Below are 18,163 nucleotides of genomic sequence, written 5' to 3' on the forward strand. Positions count from 1 at the left end.
ACCGGCATAACAACCAACAGGGGAACTATCATGAAACAATTCCTGACCGCGACCGCAGCGCTGGCTTTGACCAGTGGCATGGCGGCGGCTGAATATAATCTGACCATTTTACACACCAATGATTTCCATGATCGGTTTGAGCCGATCAGCAAATATGACGGCCCCTGCAGCGCCGAGGACAATACCGCTGGCGAATGTTTCGGCGGCTCTGCCCGTCTGATGACCGCGATCGCCGAGGCACGCGAGCGGGCGGGCAACAGTATCCTTGTGGATGGCGGTGACCAGTTTCAGGGCACACTATTTTACACCCAGTACAAGGGTACACTCGCCGCTGAGATGATGAACCAGATGGGCTATGACGCGATGACCGTGGGCAACCATGAATTCGACGATGGCCCCGAAGTTCTGCGCGGGTTTATGGATGCGGTGGAATTCCCGGTGCTGATGTCCAACGCCGATGTCTCGGGCGAACCGCTTCTGGCCGACAAGCTGGCCAAATCCACCGTGATCGAGAAGGGGGGAGAAAAAATTGGCCTGATCGGTCTGACCCCAGAGGATACCCATGAGCTCGCCAGCCCCGGCGACAATGTCACCTTTTCTGACCCGGTCGCAGCGGTGCAGGGGGAGGTCGATCTGCTAATCGCCAAAGGCGTGAACAAGATCATCGTGCTCAGCCACTCGGGCTATGGCGTCGACCAAAAGGTTGCGGCAGAAACAACGGGCGTCGATGTGATAGTGGGCGGCCACACCAACACGCTGCTTAGCAACACGAACGAGCGTGCCGAGGGCCCCTATCCGACGATGGTGGGTGAGACCGCGATCGTGCAGGCCTATGCCTACGGCAAATTCTTGGGTGAGCTGAATGTGACCTTCGATGATGAGGGTAATATCACCAAGGCCGAGGGCGAGCCGCTGATCATGGACGCGGCTGTGACCGAGGATCAGCCCACCGTTGACCGTATCGCCGAAGCTGCCAAGCCGCTTGAGGAAATCCGCAATCGCGTCGTCGCTGAAACCGCTGAGGCGATTGATGGTGAACGCGGCAACTGCCGCGCACAGGAATGTTCAATGGGCAACCTTGTGGCTGATGCGATGCTCGACCGGGTGAAGGATCAGGGCATCGACGTGGCGATTGCGAACTCGGGCGGGCTGCGTGCCTCCATCGACGCGGGTGAGGTGACCATGGGCGAAGTCCTCACCGTGCTGCCGTTCCAAAACACGCTGTCAACCTTCCAAGTCACCGGCGCGCAGCTGATCGAGGCGTTGGAAAACGGCGTGAGCCAGCATGAAGAGGGGGCCGGCCGTTTCCCGCAAGTGGCGGGCATGTCCTTTGCCTTTGACCCCAAGGCCGAAGCTGGCAGCCGGATCAGCGATGTGATGGTGGCAGGTGAGCCGATTGACCTCGAAAAGACCTATGGGGCAGTCTCGAACAACTACGTTCGCAATGGCGGCGATGGTTACGCGATGTTCAAGGACGCCGCCAATGCCTATGACTATGGCCCTGATCTGGCGGATGTCACGGCTGAGTATCTGGCCAAGGATGGCACCTATAAGCCCTATCCCGACGGTCGTATCACCATGAAGTAACGACAGGTTATGACCTGACCGGAAAGGGCGCGTCCTGCAAGGGGCGCGCCCTTTTAATTTGATGATCCGAGAGGAACGTCGCGCTCTTGCACCTTCTACCGGGCAGGCTACACAGGGCAGCAGATAGATAGGAGACCACCCATGCTGACCCCCTTCCACCTTGCCTATAACGTCCGCGACCTTGATGAGACCCGCGCCTTCTACGGCGATGTGCTGGGCTGCACCGAGGGCCGCTCGACCGAGACTTGGGTCGATTATTCCTTCTTTGGCCACCAAATTTCGATGCATCTGGGGGAGCCTTTCGCCACAGAAGCCACCGGCAAGGTGGGCGAGCATATGGTGCCGATGCCGCATCTGGGGGTGGTCTTGCAGATGGACGATTGGAAGGCGCTGGCCGAGCGGCTGAAAGGCGCGAAGGTTGATTTCGTGATCGAACCGTCGCTGCGTTTCGAAGGGGAGCCGGGCGAGCAGGCGACCATGTTCTTCCGCGACCCTTCGGGCAACCCGATCGAGGTCAAAGGCTTTGCCGATATGGAACGTGTCTTTGCTCAGTAAGGCTCAGCGATGAAACACCAAAGCCCCGCGGTTGAGGGCGGGGCTTTGGTAGGTCTGAATGGGCCGCGCAACCGCGGGGCCGGTTAGTCGAAACTGATCGCCCCTTCAAAGGCAGGCTCTTCCAAGGTCTGGCCGCTGAAGGTCGTCGGGGTCTCTGCCGTGATGTCAAGCGTGTAGCTCCCGTTCACGGGGATCGCGTCACTGGTCCAGGCATCGCCTTCACCGGTGATCGTGTGGCTGCCCGTGGCATTGTTGGTAAAGACCACTTGATCGCCCGGCTGCACATGTGAAAGCGCTGGGAAATAGGCACCGTCAACAATCAGCACATTGCGGTTCTCGGCCATGGCGCTGGCTGCGCAAACGCTCAGGGCGAGGGCCAGAGCACCGGCGCTTTTGCGATATGAACTTAGCATCATCTGCTCCTTTGGATCGCCCGATGCGGGCAGGTTAGCCGGTTTTATACGAGGTAAATGCGGCATAACTTTGGCCGGTTCGGGCTGAATTATTTCTCTGTCGCGGGCTCCGCCTGCTGGGCGAGCCAGCCGCGGAAAGACCCGAGGGCGGCGGTCTCATCACGGTCTTCGGGCCAGACGAGATAGTAATTGCCGATGCTCTGCGTGGTTTGCGACGCGGCCAGCACCAATTGCCCGTCGCGCAGGTAGGGGCGGGCGAAAAAGGTCGGCAGCAGTGCCACCCCCAGCCCGTGGATCGCCGCCTGCGCCATGGTCGAGAATTGGTCGAACATCATCCCGCCGGGCGGCTCATCGGTTACCCCCAACGATGATAGCCACCGCGCCCACCCGCGCGGGCGGGTTTCCAGATGCAGCAACGGCAGATGCCGCACATCGCGCGCATCCTCCAAAGGTTCGGCCAGTAAATCAGGCGCACAGACGGCCACCACCGTTTCCGGCAAAAGCGGCAGATAGCGCACGCCGGGCCAGTCTTCATGACCAAAATGAATGGCGGCGTCGAATCGGCTGCCTGCAAAGGCGAAGGGCCGCAACCGTGTTGAGAGGTTGACTGTCACCTCAGGATGATCTCTTGCGAAATCGCGTAACCGGGGGGCCAGCCAATGCATGCCGAAGGCGGGCAAGATCGCCAGATCCAGCGTGCCGCCCGTGGGGTTCGTCCGGGCCGAAACCGAGGCCTGCGCCAGCCGGTTCAGGATGTCGCGCACCTGCGTTACATAATCTAATCCCGCCTGCGTCGGGCTCAGCCGCCGCCCCTGTCGGATCATCAGCGACACGCCCAGTTGTTCCTCCAGCGTTTTGATTTGGCGGCTTACCGCGCTCTGCGTGAGGTTCAATTCCTGCGCCGCCGCCGTGGCGGTGCCCAGCCGCACCACAGCCTCGAAAGACAGCAGGGCCGAGATCGAAGGCAGGAAGCGGCGCGGCGCGATCATATGACTTTTTCTCATGAACTCAGGACAAAGCAGCGATAGAGTTTGCGCCGCCAATTTGCAATACTGCCGCAAATCACATCACCCGAAAGGATGCATCATGACTGCAGACGCCCCCAAGCTGCGCGCCAAGGACAAACCCGATCTTGGCACCTTCGATTGGCAGGATCCCTTCCGCCTCGACAGCCAGTTGAGCGAAGACGAACGCATGATCCGCGACAGCGCCCGTGCCTATGCGCAGGAAAAGCTGCAACCGCGCGTCATCGAAGCCTTTGCCGAGGAAAAGACCGACCCCGAAATCTTCCGCGAGATGGGCGAGATGGGCCTTTTGGGTGTCACCATCCCCGAGGAATACGGCGGGCTGGGCGGCAGCTATGTCTCCTACGGCCTCGTCGCGCGCGAAGTTGAACGGGTCGACAGCGGCTACCGGTCGATGATGTCGGTGCAGGCGAGCCTCGTGATGTATCCGATCTATGCCTATGGCTCCGAAGAGCAGCGCCAAAAGTATCTGCCGAAGCTCTGCTCGGGCGAATGGATCGGTTGTTTTGGTCTGACCGAGCCTGACGCGGGTTCCGATCCTGCGGGCATGAAAACCCGCGCCGTGAAGACCGAGAATGGCTATAAGCTGACCGGCTCCAAGATGTGGATCTCGAACTCCCCCATCGCCGATGTCTTCGTGGTCTGGGCCAAGTCCGAGGCGCATGACGGCAAGATCCGCGGCTTCGTGCTGGAGAAGGGCATGAAGGGCCTGAGCGCGCCGAAAGTGGGCAACAAGCTGTCCTTGCGCGCCTCGATCACCGGCGAGATCGTGATGGATGGCGTCGAAGTGGGCGAAGACGCGCTGCTGCCCAACGTGCAGGGGCTGAAGGGGCCGTTTGGCTGTCTGAACCGCGCGCGCTACGGCATCTCTTGGGGTGCGATGGGTGCTGCGGAATTTTGCTGGCACGCCGCGCTGCAATACGGGTTGGATCGCAAACAGTTTAACAAGCCGCTGGCCCAGACCCAGCTTTTCCAGAAGAAGCTGGCCGACATGATGACCGAGATTTCGCTCGGCCTGCAGGGCTCGCTGCAAGTGGGTCGTTTGATGGATGCCGCCAATGCCGCGCCTGAGATGGTTTCGATCGTCAAGCGCAACAACTGTGGCAAGGCGCTCGACGTGGCGCGCATGTCGCGTGACATGCACGGCGGCAACGGCATCTCGGGTGAATTTCAAGTGATCCGTCACATGATGAACCTTGAGACGGTGAACACCTATGAGGGCACCCATGACGTGCACGCCCTGATCTTGGGCCGCGCCCAGACTGGCCTGCAGGCGTTCTTCTAAAGACCGGCAATGGGGGGAACTGTTCCCCCGGCCACTCTCAAATACTTATGGCCAGAACGAGAGGCGGCGCCTTTCTTTCTGGCCGAAATGCTTTCGCCGAGTGCGATTACTTCCTATTCCAAGAGGCCCCATGGACCGCGTTGCCATCGTTCATGAGAACTTCCTCCGTCGCGTCGCGGCGGGGGATTTTCCCGTTTCCACCTCCGACAAAAAGGCGCTTGATCGTGCCGCGCTAGAGCAGTTGTACCGCGCGCAGGTGCTGAGCCGCGCGCTCGACCTGCAAAGCCGTGTGATGCAGAAAGAGGGGCAGGGGTTTTACACCATCGGCTCGTCCGGGCACGAAGGCATGGCGGCGGTGGCGGCGGCGCTGCGGGTCGATGACATCGCCTTCCTGCACTACCGTGATGCGGCGTTCCAGATCGCCCGGGCCGATCAGGCCGAGGGGCAGGACATGCTGCGCGATATGCTCCTGAGTTTCGCCTGTTCGGCTGAGGATCCGATCAGTGGCGGGCGGCACAAGGTGCTGGGCTCGCGCCCGCTGATGATCCCGCCGCAGACCTCGACCATTGCCAGCCACCTGCCCAAGGCCGTGGGGGCCGCGCATTCCATCGGCATGGCACGGCGCAACCGGCCCGAGCACGCAATCTTGCCACGCGATGCGATTGCCATGTGTAGTTTCGGCGATGCCTCGGCAAACCACTCCACCGCGCAGGGCGCGATCAATGCCGCCTGCTGGACCGCCGTTCAGGGCGTGCCGCTGCCGCTGCTTTTCGTCTGTGAGGACAATGGCATCGGGATCTCAACCAAGACACCGACGGGATGGATCAAGGCCTCCATGTCTGCCCGTCCGGGCTTGAAGTATTTTGAGGGCGATGGGCTGGACCTTCATGCGGCCTATGCAGCGGCGAAAGAGGCGGCGGATTACGTGCGGGTGCACCGCAAGCCTGCCTTCCTGCATCTGCGCACCGTGCGGCTTTATGGTCATGCGGGGGCGGATGTGGCGACTTCCTATCTGCCGCGTGCAGAGGTCGAGGCCGATGAGGCGAATGATCCGCTGCTGCATTCCGCGCGCCTGTTGGTGGAGGCCGGAATGAACGCCGATGAGGCGCTGGAGATTTACCGCGAGACCCAAGATGCCGTGGCGAAAGCGGCGGCAGAGGTGATCAAACGCCCGCGTCTCAAGACGGCATCCGATGTGATGGCGAGCCTCGTGCCGCCCAAACGCGACTGCGCGCCGAGCAATGGGCCGAGCGCGGAAGTGCGGGCCGAAACCTTTGGCAGCGACATGGCGCAAATGGACAACCCGCAGCCGATGTCGCGGCTGATCAACTGGGCGCTGCATGATCTGATGCTCTCGCATTCCGAGACCATGTTGATGGGCGAGGACGTCGGCCGTAAGGGCGGGGTCTATGGCGTGACACAAAAGTTGCAGGGCCGGTTTGGGCCGGGGCGTGTGATCGACACGCTGTTGGATGAACAGAGCATTCTGGGTCTCGCTATCGGTATGGCGCATAACGGTTTCGTGCCGATGCCTGAGATCCAGTTCCTCGCCTATCTGCACAATGCCGAAGACCAGTTGCGCGGCGAGGCGGCCACCCTGCCGTTCTTCTCGGACGGGCAATGGACCAATCCGATGGTACTGCGCATCGCCGGTTTGGGCTATCAGAAAGGCTTTGGCGGGCATTTCCACAATGACAACTCGCTGGCCGTGCTGCGTGACATTCCGGGGATCATCATTGCTTGCCCCTCGGCTGGGGATGACGCCGCGATGATGCTACGCGAGGCGCACCGTTTGGCGCGCGAGGAGCAGCGGGTGGTGGTTTTTGTCGAGCCGATTGCGCTCTACCCGATGCGGGATTTGTTGGAGGCCGGGGACGGCGGCTGGATGCGGAATTATCCGGCACCAGACCAGCGGATTGGTCTGGGCGAGGTTGGTGTCACGGGCGAGGGGGCCGATTTGGCGATCGTGAGCTATGGCAACGGGCATTATCTGAGCCAGCAGGCTGCGCATGATTTGGCGGAGCAAGGCGTCAAGGCACGGGTGATAGACCTGCGTTGGTTGGCCCCACTGCCGGAAGAGGCACTGTTGGCAGCAATCGGGGATCGGCCTGTGCTGATCGTCGACGAATGCCGCAGGACGGGCGGGCAGGCCGAAGCGTTGATGGCGCTGATGGCAGAGCGCGGCGTTGAGCGCTTTGCGCGGCTAACGGCGGAGGACAGTTTTATCGCCACGGGTCCGGCCTATGCGGCGACCCTGCCCTCGCGCGAGGGGATCGTTGCAGCGGCGCGGGAGTTGTTGGGGAGGGCGTAGGTGCCACCCGGACCGGATTCAAGCGGCAGGCGCCGACCCGCAGGCAGGCTATGGCCCTCGGTCTTCCGTGGCCCATAGCCCTGCGCGCCTAGTGGCTCTCTGCAGGCGCACCGCCCTGAAAATTATTCCCATTCACATAGTCACAAGGCGCTTCGCGCATCTCAAGATGCAGGCCATCGCCTGTGTAGGGATGCGCGCGGGCAAGGTCTTCATCAACCTCGATCCCCAGACCGGGCGCATCGGGGGCGGTGATGAAGCCATCCTCCACCCGGATTGACCCTTTGATCAGCTGGTCATGAAACGGCGTCTCAATACATTCGCACATCAGGATATTCGGGATCGCGGTAGCAAGCTGCACATTCGCCGCCCATTCCACCGGCCCAGCATAGAGATGCGGTGCCACCTGCGCGTTATAGACCTCGGCCATGGCGGCGATCTTTTTGGCCTCGGCGATACCGCCCACGCGGCCAAGCGCCGGTTGCAAAATCTCTGCCGCACCGGCGCGCAACAGAGGCGCGAACTCGGCCTTTGTCGTCAACCGCTCGCCCGTTGCCACAGGAATGCGCACGCCGCGCGCGACCTTGGCCATCTGCTCAGGCGCGTCTGGGGGGATCGGCTCTTCGTACCAGAGCGGGCTGTAGGGTTCGATCGCTTGGCCCAGCCGGATCGCGCCTGCGGTGGTGAACTGTCCATGGGTGCCAAAGAGCAGATCGGCACGGTCGCCAACGGCCTCACGGATGGCTTTGCAGAACGCCGCCGAGGTGCTGATATCCGACATCGCAGGCATATGCCCGCCGCGCAGCGTATAGGGGCCAGCGGGGTCGAATTTCACCGCCGTATAGCCGCGTGCCACGCAATCTGCCGCCGATTCCGCTGCCATCTCGGGCGAGGTCCAAAACTCCGCCATGCTGTGATGCGGCAGCGGGTAGAGGTAGGTATAGCCGCGCACCCGGTCATTGGTGCGCCCGCCGATCAACGCATGCACCGGACGGTCGCGGTCTTTGCCAAGGATGTCCCAACAGGCGATCTCTAGCCCCGAAAACGCGCCCATGACGGTCAGGTCTGGCCGCTGGGTGAAGCCCGATGAATAGGCGCGGCGGAACATCAGCTCGATGTTCTCGGGGTTTTCGCCCTGCATGTGGCGGGCAAAGACATCCTCGATCACCGCGCGCATCGCGTCGGGCCCGACGCTGGCGGCATAGCATTCGCCCCAGCCGGTCACGCCGGTGTCGGTGGTTACTTTGACCAGTATCCAATAGCGCCCGCCCCAGCCGGGGGCGGGCGGGGCCGTCACGATGATATCGAGGTCTTGTAGCTTCATGACGGTCCCTCCTCGGAGCCTGATCAGGTCTCTTTTTTGTCGTCGACGATGGTCATCTGCGCGATGCCGCTTTCGCCCAGATCGACCTTGGCGAAGGGGCCGCCGTGGCACATCTGGCCGGGGTCGGTGATGTCGACAGGGCCTTCTTCGGCCAGCACTTTTTCGGCGAATTGCTCGGCGTTGTCCTTGGGCCGGTAGCCGAGGAAGGACGCCTTGGAATTGTCTACCGGCGCGCGGTCGTTGTTCGACACACCGTAGATGACCGAGAAACCGACCGAGGGGGTGTCGACCGCGCGGGTCACCAGTTGGATCAGATCGTCATAGCTTAGCCACGAGCCGAGCGCGCGGGAGTTGTTGACCTGCGCGGCACTCAGGATGCGCAGATGCACGGATTCAAGCTGGCGTTTGTCCCAATACATTGAGCCGAGGTCTTCGGTGAAGCATTTGGCGAGGCCGTAGAATGTGTCAGGCTTGTGGGGGGCGTCAATGCCGATGAAATCGGATTTCTTGTGCATCCCCACGGCATGGATCGAGGAGGCATAGACGACGCGGCGTGCGCCTGCTTGATAGGCCGCTTCCCACACGTTGTAAGAGCCGACGAAGTTCGGGCCGAGCAGCTCCATAAAGGGTTTTTCGTCCACGATGGCACCGAAATGCACCACCATGTCGGCCCCTTCCATCAGGGCGGCGACCTGATCGTATTCTGCCAGATCGGCCTTCTGATAGCGCTCGCCGTCATAGAGTTTGCCGATGTCCTCGGCGATGTCGGAGCTGACCAATTCTTCGCACATCGCGGCCAGCGGCTCACGCAGGTAAGAGCCAAGCCGACCGGCAGCACCTGTCAGGACCAGTTTCTTAAATTTCATAACATCTTCCTTTCACGTCTCAGAAATCTTGTCGCGCACTTGGGCGCGCAGGGCATCGGCCCCTTTGGCCAAAAGACCCACATCCGTGCCACAGGCGACAAAGGTGAAGCCTTCGTTCAGCAGTTCGGCGGCGAAATCGGGGTCGGTGACCAGCGTGCCCACGGGAATGCCCTTGTCCATCAGCAGCTTGGCTGCGGGGCGGATCACCTCCCAGACCTCCGCGTGCAGGGTCTGGCCCAGATGGCCCATGTCAGCAGCGATATCGGCGGGGCCAAAGAAGATGCCGTCGATCCCCTCAACCTCAGCAAAGGCGGCGGCGTTTTCGACGGCGGCGCGGGTTTCAAGCTGGATCAGGATGGCGGTCTGGTTCTCAACTTCGGTGTTGTAATCCTCGACCCGGCCAAACTGGTTGGCGCGGTTCAGCCCGGCCACCCCCCGGACACCGCGCGGCGGGTAGCGGCAGGCGGCCACGGCGGCGCGGGCCTCTTCAGGCGATTGCACCATCGGAAACAGCAGCCCCGGCGCGCCGAGGTCCATCAGGCGTTTGACCTTGACCGCATCGTTCCAATCGGGCCGCACCATCGCCGTTGTGTCGCTGCCCGAGAATGCCTGTAGCTGCCCCAGCACCGATTTCATGTCGCTCGGCGCGTGCTCCATATCCAGCATCACCCAGTCATAGCCCGCATGGGCCACCACCTCGGCGGCATAGCCATCCGAGAGGGAGACCCAGAGGCCCAGTTGCTTTTTCCCGGCGCGGATGGCCGTCAGGAATGTATTCTCGGGGTGCTTCATATCACGGCCTTTTCGATGAATTTCTCGGAACGCACGATCCGCGCGTAGTCCAGCGGCGTGAGGTCTAGCGTGCGATAGGCGCCATGGGTAATCAACTCAGCCGTGCCGCGCCCGATGGCGGGGGCTTGCTGCAACCCATGGCCGGAAAATCCGTTCATAAAGACGAAGTTTTCGACCTTGTCGTGCCGCCCGACGATTGCGTTTTGATCCACAGTGTTGAAGGCGTAGTGGCCGACCCACTCGTTGATCACCTTAACCCGCTCAAAGGCCGGTACGCGGGTGGCGATGATGGGCCAGACTTTTTCCTCCCAGATCGAATGGTCGAAGGTGAAATCGTCATAGGCCGCGTCATAGTCATCTTCGGGCGGGCAACCGGCCATATAATATTTGCCCTCTTGGCGCATATGCACGCCGCTGGGGTCGATGGTCAGCGGCAGGTCCATCTCTAGCGGCTCGGCGGCGTCAAAGATGAAGGTGTAGCGTTTGCGTGGCACGACGGGCAGGGTGATGCCCGCCATCTGCGCCGTCGCTGCCGCGCGGGGGCCAGAGGCGTTGACCACCGTGCCACAGGAGACCTTTGCGCCGGATTTCAACGTTACCGCATACACGGCGCTGCCAGCCGCGTTCAGCGTCATGCCCGTCACCTCGTCATGGATAAAGGTCACGCCCCGCCGCTTGGCCATACGTTTGAACCAGTCAAACATGGTGCCGCCGTCGAAGTAGCCTTCGTTCACCGTGTTGTGGTTGCCCGCGATCACGTCGTCGAGCATGTAAAACGGATAGCGCGCGGCGATTTCATCCTTGGTCATATGCTGGGTATGCGCGCCCATGGAGGCCTGAATACTCTGCGCCTCGCGAAGGGTCTGGGCAAACTCGGGCGTGTCGGCAAGGTAGAGGTAGCCAAAGCTTTGCAGCGTCAGTTCCGGCACCTCGGGATCGTCATGCATGAAGTGGCGGAAGTTCTTAATAAACTCGGCCCCGAACTGCGAAATCTGGATGTTTACCGGCGCGGTGAACTGCTGGCGGATGCAGGAATTTGTGTGGCTGGTTGAGGCAAACTCATAGGTGGGGTCACGCTCCACCACCAGCACTTCGCCGTCAAATCCCGGCGTGTTGGTCAGCCACCAAGCCAGTGCCGAGCCGTAGATGGCCCCGCCCACGATCACCACGTCATATGACGTCTCAAGCGCGTTTTGCATGCACAGTCTCCCTTTGCGCATTCCCCTCTGAATTGTGGGTAGCCTAAGCATCCAGAGCCTGCAATCTTTGTGAACGGCAGGGCGATTTTTCGTTTTTCCGCGATGGGTTGCGCGACGGCCCAAGGATGGGGCAGGGTGGCATTCGAAAGATGCGGTTCTATTGCATCGTTGACTTTTGTAGCGGCTGTCGCACCATGATTGCTGTGCCGCAAAAGACATCACCGCCCGAAGGAGTGGCCCTTGGACAGCGACCGTGAAGAGATTGAGCGTCTGATTGCACAGGTTGCATTGGGGGATCGTGCCGCCTTTGAGGCGCTTTATGATCGGGTGTCTGCGAAACTATTCGGGGTCTGCCTGCGTGTGTTGGATACACGGGCCGCAGCAGAGGACGCCATGCAGGACAGTTTCGTCAAAATCTGGAACCATTCCGACCGCTATCAGGCCAATGGCCTGTCGCCGATGACGTGGCTGATCACCATTGCGCGCAACACTGCGATCGACCGGCTGCGCGCCACCCGCAAAGGCCATCAGAATATTGATACGCCGGGGCTGGAACTGGCCGCGCCGGGGCCGAACCCCGAGCAATCCGCCGTGGCCGCGTCCGAGGCCACGCGCCTCAGCAACTGTCTGGACGACCTTGAGGCAGATCGCAGTGCCGCAGTGCGCGGTGCCTATCTCGACGGCGACAGCTATGCCGACCTTGCGCAGCGTTTCAACGTGCCGCTCAATACCATGCGCACTTGGCTGCGTCGCGGGTTGATGAGCCTGCGGGAGTGTATGAGCGCATGAGTGACACCCCCATCATTCCAGCCGGAGACGACGATCTTCTGGCCGCCGAAGTGGCCTTGGGCCTGCTGGAAGGCGAAGACCGTGTGGCGGCGCGCGCGCGCCTACTTCAAGACCGTGATTTTTCCCGCAGCGTCGCCGATTGGCAGGAGCGTTTCGTGGCGATGACCGACGATATCGCGCCCGTCGCCCCGCCTGCGAAACTACGCCGCACGCTGATGTCGCGGCTTTTCGCTGCGCGGCAGGTGCCGTTGATGCAGCGCCTCTGGCTCTGGCAAGTGATATCGGTTGCGGCACTCGCCACCGTGGCCTTCCTTGCCTTGCCGGTGCTGCGCGAGGCACCGGTTCAGTCGCCGGGCGAGGTCTATGCCACCCGCATGGCCGCCGAAGACAGCGCGCTGGAACTGCTGGCCGTCATGGACATGTCGCGCGGCGATATCGCGCTGCGCCGGGTCTCGGGCACCGCACCCGAAGGCCGCGTGCTGGAGCTTTGGGCCATCCTGCCGGACCGCGCGCCGATCTCTTTGGGCGTGTTGCCTGAGGGTGAAGTCAACCGCGTGGTCTTGCCCGCCGATTTGGCACCCGAGGCCGCGCAAATCACACTGGCCATCACGGATGAGCCACCGGGCGGCGCACCTGACGGCGCCCCCACCGGCACCATCATGGCTGCCGGTACCGTCGCCGAACTTTAGACCCCGAAACGCCCTTCTCTGATCGAGTGGGGCGTTTCGATTTTCTAGGGTGAAACAACGCGCTACAACTTTATTTCGAATTTTTTGAACCATTCTGAAACTCCTCTCACTCTTGGCCCGTGGGTCCAGTATCGCCGCCCACAACGGGGGGCATCTGAGGAGGAAACCAGATGAAAACGCTCAAGACATTTGCCGCCGCGACCGCCACTGTCGCCCTGTTGGCCACCGGTGCCGTCGCTGCCAATCCCGAAGTGGGCGGCGCGCCCATGTTCGAGAACAAGAACATCGTCGAGAACGCCGTGAACTCCGCCGATCACACCACACTGGTCGCCGCTGTGAAGGCCGCCGGTCTGGTCGACACGCTGGCCTCCGAAGGTCCTTTCACCGTTTTCGCCCCGGTCAATTCCGCCTTTGATGCGCTGCCCGCTGGCACCGTCGACACGCTGCTCAAGCCCGAGAACAAAGACATGCTGACCAAAGTGCTGACTGCGCATGTGGTCGCGGGCAACTGGTCTGCTGCCGACATCGCCGCCAAGGCGCGCGCCTCCAGCGATGGGTTCTACCACTTTAACGCCGTGTCCGGCGACGCGCTGTCGGCGCAGGTGAAGGGTAACAACGTCTACATCATCGACGAGAGCGGCAATGCATCGCGCGTGACTATCGCAGATGTGAACCAGTCCAACGGCGTCATCCATGTTGTAAACAGCGTGCTGGTGCCCAAGTAATAGGCAACCCGCACGATGTGGCTGGACCAGTACCTCCATGCTGGTCCGGCGTTGACCTAATCCGAACGCGAGGAGTAACACCATGAACAGACGTCATTTTCTGACATCGACCTTTCTGGGCGCCACCGCCATCGGATTGGGCGCACGCGGCGCTTTGGCAGCCTATGTCGAAGGCGATTTTGAGGTTGAGCGAACGGAGGCCGAGTGGCGCGCCATGCTGAGCGATACCGAGTATGCGGTCATGCGCGAAGGCGATACGGAGCGCGCCTTTACCAGCCCCCTGAATGATGAGACGCGCGCCGGGACGTTCATTTGCAAGGGCTGTGACCAGCCGCTCTACGATGCCGCGACTAAGTTCAAAAGCGGCACCGGCTGGCCGAGCTTTTACCAACCGCTAGAAAATGCGGTCGAGACGATGTCCGACAACAGCTTTTTCATGCGCCGGACCGAGGTGCATTGCGACCGTTGCGGCAGCCATCTGGGCCATATCTTTGATGACGGGCCCGAGCCTACGGGCAAGCGGCATTGCATTAACGGCGTCTCGTTGAAATTCACCGCCGCCTGAGTACGGACGCTCTGACGATTAGACCGCGCGCCGCTTTCGGCGCGCGTTGTCGTTTCAGGTGCCGCGCGGTTTGGCCCGCAGGGTCGGGTCCGCGACCGTGGGGTCTTCGGGCCACGGGTGGCGGGGATAGCGCCCGCGCATGTCTTTTCGCACATCGCCGTAGGAACTTGCCCAAAATCCGGGGATGTCCATCGTGACCTGCACCGGGCGCTGAGCGGGGGACAGCAGGGTGACCTGCAATGGCTGCCCGCCGACCGTTGGATGCCGGGTAACGCCGAACATCTCTTGCAGGCGCAGGGCGATGCCGGGGGTCTCACCGCTGTAGTCGATCGCCACGCGCCGCCCCAATGGGGTTTCGAAATGCGCGGGCGCGTTGCGGTCCAACTCTTGCTGTTGCTCCCACGTCAGCCGCGCCTTGAGCGCCGGGGTGATGTCGAACGCTTTCCAATCGCCAGTGCTGCGCACACCGGCCAGATGCGGCAGCAGCCAGTCGTCCAGCGTGTCCATCAGATGCGCTTCGCTGAAATCGGGGAAGGGCGCGGGCATCAACCGGGCGCGGGCCAGAAACAGCGCCGCCGCCTTGCCGGGGTTCAGCCCCAATTGCCGCACACCGTCAAGCATCGCGACCGCCACCGCATCCGCGGGCGCATCGGGCCATGTGCGGTCTTCGAGTACCAGCGCACCGAACACCTCCTGCCGCCGGGTCAGCACACGCCCCTCGCGGCGCGACCAGATGCAGACCTCCTGCCAATGGATTTGGTCGGCAAAAGTGCTGCGCAACTCAGCGTCCGAGATCAGCGCCGCCTGCCGGATACGCGCCTCTCGCGGGTCGCCGTCAAGGTCGGTGGCCACCAGCAATCGCGTGCCTGCCATCGGGTCGGCCGCGGGCAGGATCGCGCCCTTGCCGCCCGATAGGACATAGCGCGGCGCCTCGCCCTTGCGGCGCAGCCCAACGCGGTCTGGATAGGCAAGGGCCGCCAGCACGCCCAGTCCGTCCGGTCCGTCGCCCTTTGTCATCCGGCCCAGCCGCTTGGCCTCGGCCTTGATCCGCGCCAGTGTCGGGGCATGGGGCGGGGTGGCGCTGCGCTTTCCGTCCAATGCATCCATCCTGAGCGACAGGTCCACCGGCGCGCCGCGCATCGGGTCACGCTCTGCCAAAAGTGCGGCCAGCAGCGGCGCACGCGGCCCGCCGCGGGCCACCATATGCGCCAGACGGGGGTGCAGGGGCAGCTTGGACAATTTGCGGCCATGGTCGGTGATGCGGCCCGTGTCGTTCAACGCGCCGAGCATCCGCAAAACCGCCTTCGCTTCGGCCAAACGGCCCGGATGGGGCGGGGTGACAAAGCTTAATTCTTCGGCCTGCGCGCCCCAAAGCGCCAGTTCCAGCGCGAAGCCGGTGAGGTCCCCCGCCTCAATCTCGGCTGGGGGGAAGGCGGCGAGCGCGCCTTCTTCGCCGCGCGTCCAGAGCTTGTAGGCCACACCCGCTTCGACCCGTCCGGCACGGCCCGCGCGTTGGGTGGCCTCGGCGCGGTTCACACGTTCGGTCACCAGCCGCGACATGCCAGAGGCCGGGTCGAACAGCGCGCGGCGCGAGCGGCCAGCGTCGACGACGATGCGAATGCCTTCGATGGTGAGCGAGGTTTCCGCGATGGAGGTCGCCAGCACGACCTTCCGCCCCGACCGCACAGGCGCGATGGCGGCCTGCTGCGCTTTGAATTCCAGCGCGCCGAAGAGCGGGGCCAAGGTGCAATCCGGCGGCAGCGCAGGACGCAACAGCGCCTCGACCCGCTTGATTTCACCTTCGCCCGGCAAGAAGACCAGCGCCGATCCGGGGGCTTCGGCGAGCGCCGTCAGCGTCAGGTCGGCCACCGCATTCTCAAGCCGTTGCTTGCCCATCGGCTTGTCGAGCCAGCGCGGCACCACCTCAAAACTGCGGCCCTCGGAGGTGACGATGGGGGCTTCCATCAACTCTGCCACCGGGGCGGCATCAAGTGTGGCGGACATGGCGACGAGAAGCAGATCGTCCCGCAAGGCACCCGCGACTTCGAGGCAAAGCGCGAGGCCAAGATCGGCGTTGAGGGAGCGTTCGTGGAACTCGTCAAAGATCACCGCGCCGATGCCGGGCAGATCGGGGTTGTCTTGTAACATGCGGGTCAAGATTCCCTCGGTGACGACTTCGATGCGGGTATTTTTCGACACCGCCGAAGCGCCGCGCACGCGAAAACCGACCGTCTGGCCGGTCTCTTCGCCAAGGCTTTCCGCCATACGCGCAGCAGCGGCGCGGGCGGCGAGGCGGCGCGGCTCCAGCATCAGGATGCGACCCTTGGTCAGGCGAGCGTCGAGCATCGCCAGCGGCACGCGGGTCGTCTTGCCCGCACCGGGGGGCGCTTGCAGCACCACGCGGCCCGTGTCGCGCAGGGCGGCGATCACGTCAGGCAGAACGGCGTCGATGGGCAGGGCGAAATCAGCGTTGGACATGGCGCGGTTATCGGGCAAAGCCGCCGCCGCGCCAAGGGTGGGGATGGACAATTCCGCGCCACCCCCGCAAAAGTTGGCCCATGGATATCGACGATCTGGCCAAGGGCATCATAGCAGGCGAGCGCCGCGCGCTGGCGCGGGCGATCACGCTGGTGGAATCGGGCCGTGCGGATCACCGTGCGGCGGCGGCGGACCTGCTGGCGAAGCTGCCGACCGACCGGCAGGCGCTGCGCATCGGGCTCTCAGGCACGCCGGGGGTGGGCAAATCCACCTTCATCGAAAGCTTTGGCATGACGCTGACGGGGCAGGGCAAGCGCGTGGCGGTGCTGGCGGTGGACCCCAGTTCGGCGCGCACTGGCGGGTCGATCTTGGGTGACAAGACGCGGATGGACCGGCTCAGCCGTGAGCCGCGCGCTTTCATTCGGCCGTCGCCCAGCCAGACGCATTTGGGCGGCGTCGCGCGCCGTTCGCGCGAAGCGGTGCGGCTTTGCGAGGCGGCGGGTTTCGACGTGGTGCTGATCGAGACTGTGGGCGTTGGCCAGTCCGAGACGGTGGTGGCCGAGATGTCGGACGCATTCGTTTTGCTGCTGGCCCCAGCGGGCGGGGATGAGTTGCAGGGCGTGAAACGCGGCATTATGGAGATTGCCGATCTGATCGTGATCAACAAGGCAGATGGTGATCTGAAGTCCACCGCCGCGCGCACCCGGGCCGACTACGCCGGTGCCCTGCGCCTGCTGCGTAAACGCCCGCAAGACCCAGAAGGCTTTCCCCGCGCCACGGCGGTTTCGGCGTTGGAGGAAAACGGGCTGGACGAGACTTGGGCCGCGCTGCAGGAGTTAATCGAATGGCGGCGCGCAAATGGTTTTTGGGACCGAACCCGCGCCGCACAGGCGCGCTATTGGTTCGAGCAGGATGTGAAGCACCGACTTTTGGCGCAGTTGGAGACACCACAGGCGAAGGACGATCTGGCACGGCTCAGTGACGCCGTGGCCGAGGGCGCGCGCGATCCGGCAGAGGCGGCGGCTGAGTTCGTCCGCCGCCTGCGGGCCGATTAGGACGGGCGGACAGGCTCCGGCACCGGGAAGATCACGTCGTAGACCCAGTTAAAGACGAAGGCGTAGATCAGGTAGAACAGCGCAAAGCTCACGTCGATCAGGAAGGCCTCCATCAGCGAGATGCTCAGGTACCACGCGATGAAGGGCATCAGCACAAATAGCAGGCCGATCTCGAAGGTCACGGCGTGAAGCACCCGGATCGGCACCGTCTTACGCACCGTGCCGCGCAGGCGGCGCAGCGCGTGGTCGAACCCAAGGTTGTAAAGGTAGTTCCACCCCGTCGCGATGCTGGCGCTGACGATGGTGACGACGCCAATCTCATGCAGTGGCTTGTCAAACAGCCAAGCGCCCATGGGCGTGACGATCAACAGGGCGAGAACTTCAAAGCTGATGGCGTGGCGGATGCGGTCTGCAGTACTGCGCATGGGGGCGGTCCCGGTATTGGTCGGGTCGTCCCGAGTGGCTGCCCAAATGGGGGAGGTCGTCCTCGCTTGGGCTTAATATGGCG

17 protein-coding genes are annotated in these 18,163 nt (G+C 62.9%); 9 read left to right on the forward strand and 8 right to left on the reverse strand.

All coding sequences use genetic code 11. The annotated features are described in order from the left end of the window. The first annotated feature begins 30 nt into the window (after window positions 1–30). On the forward strand, window positions 31–1,587 hold the full coding sequence (locus T8A63_RS03775; protein ID WP_322345019.1) for a bifunctional metallophosphatase/5'-nucleotidase: 1,557 nt from the start codon (window positions 31–33) through the stop codon (window positions 1,585–1,587). A gap of 141 nt (window positions 1,588–1,728) precedes the next feature. Beyond that, window positions 1,729–2,142, forward strand: a complete 414-nt coding sequence (locus T8A63_RS03780) for a VOC family protein (RefSeq protein ID WP_120351671.1) — start codon at window positions 1,729–1,731, stop codon at window positions 2,140–2,142. Between the two features lie 83 nt (window positions 2,143–2,225). Here the strand turns inward: T8A63_RS03780 and T8A63_RS03785 are convergent, their stop codons facing one another. Beyond that, window positions 2,226–2,555 carry a hypothetical protein gene (locus tag T8A63_RS03785; protein ID WP_067630150.1) on the reverse strand — a complete coding sequence of 110 codons (330 nt, stop codon included), beginning with the start codon at window positions 2,553–2,555 and terminating at the stop codon, window positions 2,226–2,228. Window positions 2,556–2,644: 89 nt separating this feature from the next. Beyond that, window positions 2,645–3,544 (reverse strand): LysR substrate-binding domain-containing protein, encoded by a 900-nt coding sequence (locus tag T8A63_RS03790; RefSeq protein WP_300054604.1) that lies wholly within the window; start codon window positions 3,542–3,544, stop codon window positions 2,645–2,647. A 97-nt stretch (window positions 3,545–3,641) separates the two neighbouring features. Between T8A63_RS03790 and T8A63_RS03795 the strand changes: the two genes are divergently transcribed. Both T8A63_RS03795 and T8A63_RS03800 read left to right on the forward strand, forming a co-directional pair. Further along, window positions 3,642–4,865 (forward strand): acyl-CoA dehydrogenase, encoded by a 1,224-nt coding sequence (locus T8A63_RS03795; protein WP_067630156.1) that lies wholly within the window; start codon window positions 3,642–3,644, stop codon window positions 4,863–4,865. A 130-nt stretch (window positions 4,866–4,995) separates the two neighbouring features. Beyond that, complete coding sequence (locus T8A63_RS03800; RefSeq protein ID WP_322345020.1) at window positions 4,996–7,176, forward strand: thiamine pyrophosphate-dependent enzyme; 2,181 nt, start codon at window positions 4,996–4,998, stop codon at window positions 7,174–7,176. Between the two features lie 88 nt (window positions 7,177–7,264). Here the strand turns inward: T8A63_RS03800 and T8A63_RS03805 are convergent, their stop codons facing one another. The 4 genes from T8A63_RS03805 to T8A63_RS03820 are packed head-to-tail and all read right to left on the reverse strand — an operon-like array spanning window position 7,265 to window position 11,354. Beyond that, on the reverse strand, window positions 7,265–8,497 hold the full coding sequence (locus T8A63_RS03805; protein WP_322345021.1) for a mandelate racemase/muconate lactonizing enzyme family protein: 1,233 nt from the start codon (window positions 8,495–8,497) through the stop codon (window positions 7,265–7,267). 23 nt (window positions 8,498–8,520) lie between these two features. Beyond that, a complete protein-coding gene (locus T8A63_RS03810; protein WP_243262425.1) occupies window positions 8,521–9,363 on the reverse strand; it encodes an NAD-dependent epimerase/dehydratase family protein in 843 nt (280 codons plus the stop codon). Window positions 9,364–9,375: 12 nt separating this feature from the next. Next, window positions 9,376–10,155 carry an HpcH/HpaI aldolase family protein gene (locus T8A63_RS03815; RefSeq protein WP_322345022.1) on the reverse strand — a complete coding sequence of 260 codons (780 nt, stop codon included), beginning with the start codon at window positions 10,153–10,155 and terminating at the stop codon, window positions 9,376–9,378. Beyond that, the gene (locus T8A63_RS03820; RefSeq protein ID WP_322345023.1) at window positions 10,152–11,354 is read right to left on the reverse strand and encodes an FAD-binding oxidoreductase; all 1,203 of its coding nucleotides are present in this window, start codon (window positions 11,352–11,354) and stop codon (window positions 10,152–10,154) included. Before T8A63_RS03820 ends, T8A63_RS03815 begins: the two co-directional genes overlap by 4 nt. A gap of 240 nt (window positions 11,355–11,594) precedes the next feature. Here T8A63_RS03820 and T8A63_RS03825 point away from each other — a divergent pair, with 240 nt between their 5' ends. The 4 genes from T8A63_RS03825 (at window position 11,595) to msrB (ending at window position 14,122) form a co-directional block, all read left to right on the forward strand. After that, the gene (locus T8A63_RS03825; RefSeq protein ID WP_120351664.1) at window positions 11,595–12,143 is read left to right on the forward strand and encodes a sigma-70 family RNA polymerase sigma factor; all 549 of its coding nucleotides are present in this window, start codon (window positions 11,595–11,597) and stop codon (window positions 12,141–12,143) included. Beyond that, complete coding sequence (locus T8A63_RS03830; protein WP_322345024.1) at window positions 12,140–12,832, forward strand: anti-sigma factor domain-containing protein; 693 nt, start codon at window positions 12,140–12,142, stop codon at window positions 12,830–12,832. Before T8A63_RS03825 ends, T8A63_RS03830 begins: the two co-directional genes overlap by 4 nt. A 170-nt stretch (window positions 12,833–13,002) precedes the next feature. Continuing rightward, the gene (locus tag T8A63_RS03835; protein ID WP_322345025.1) at window positions 13,003–13,557 is read left to right on the forward strand and encodes a fasciclin domain-containing protein; all 555 of its coding nucleotides are present in this window, start codon (window positions 13,003–13,005) and stop codon (window positions 13,555–13,557) included. 82 nt (window positions 13,558–13,639) lie between these two features. Beyond that, a complete protein-coding gene (gene msrB / locus T8A63_RS03840) occupies window positions 13,640–14,122 on the forward strand; it encodes a peptide-methionine (R)-S-oxide reductase MsrB (protein ID WP_259945823.1) in 483 nt (160 codons plus the stop codon). Window positions 14,123–14,176: 54 nt separating this feature from the next. On the opposite strand, the gene hrpB is transcribed toward msrB, so the two are convergent. Further along, window positions 14,177–16,600 (reverse strand): ATP-dependent helicase HrpB, encoded by a 2,424-nt coding sequence (gene hrpB / locus T8A63_RS03845; RefSeq protein WP_322345663.1) that lies wholly within the window; start codon window positions 16,598–16,600, stop codon window positions 14,177–14,179. A gap of 80 nt (window positions 16,601–16,680) precedes the next feature. Here hrpB and meaB point away from each other — a divergent pair, with 80 nt between their 5' ends. Beyond that, the gene (gene meaB / locus T8A63_RS03850; protein WP_322345026.1) at window positions 16,681–17,655 is read left to right on the forward strand and encodes a methylmalonyl Co-A mutase-associated GTPase MeaB; all 975 of its coding nucleotides are present in this window, start codon (window positions 16,681–16,683) and stop codon (window positions 17,653–17,655) included. Here the strand turns inward: meaB and T8A63_RS03855 are convergent. After that, a complete protein-coding gene (locus T8A63_RS03855) occupies window positions 17,652–18,080 on the reverse strand; it encodes a PACE efflux transporter (protein WP_322345027.1) in 429 nt (142 codons plus the stop codon). The two genes, meaB and T8A63_RS03855, sit on opposite strands and share 4 nt — an antisense overlap. Window positions 18,081–18,163: the final 83 nt, after the last annotated feature.

Source organism: Sulfitobacter sp. OXR-159, assembly GCF_034377145.1.
GTDB lineage: Bacteria > Pseudomonadota > Alphaproteobacteria > Rhodobacterales > Rhodobacteraceae > Sulfitobacter.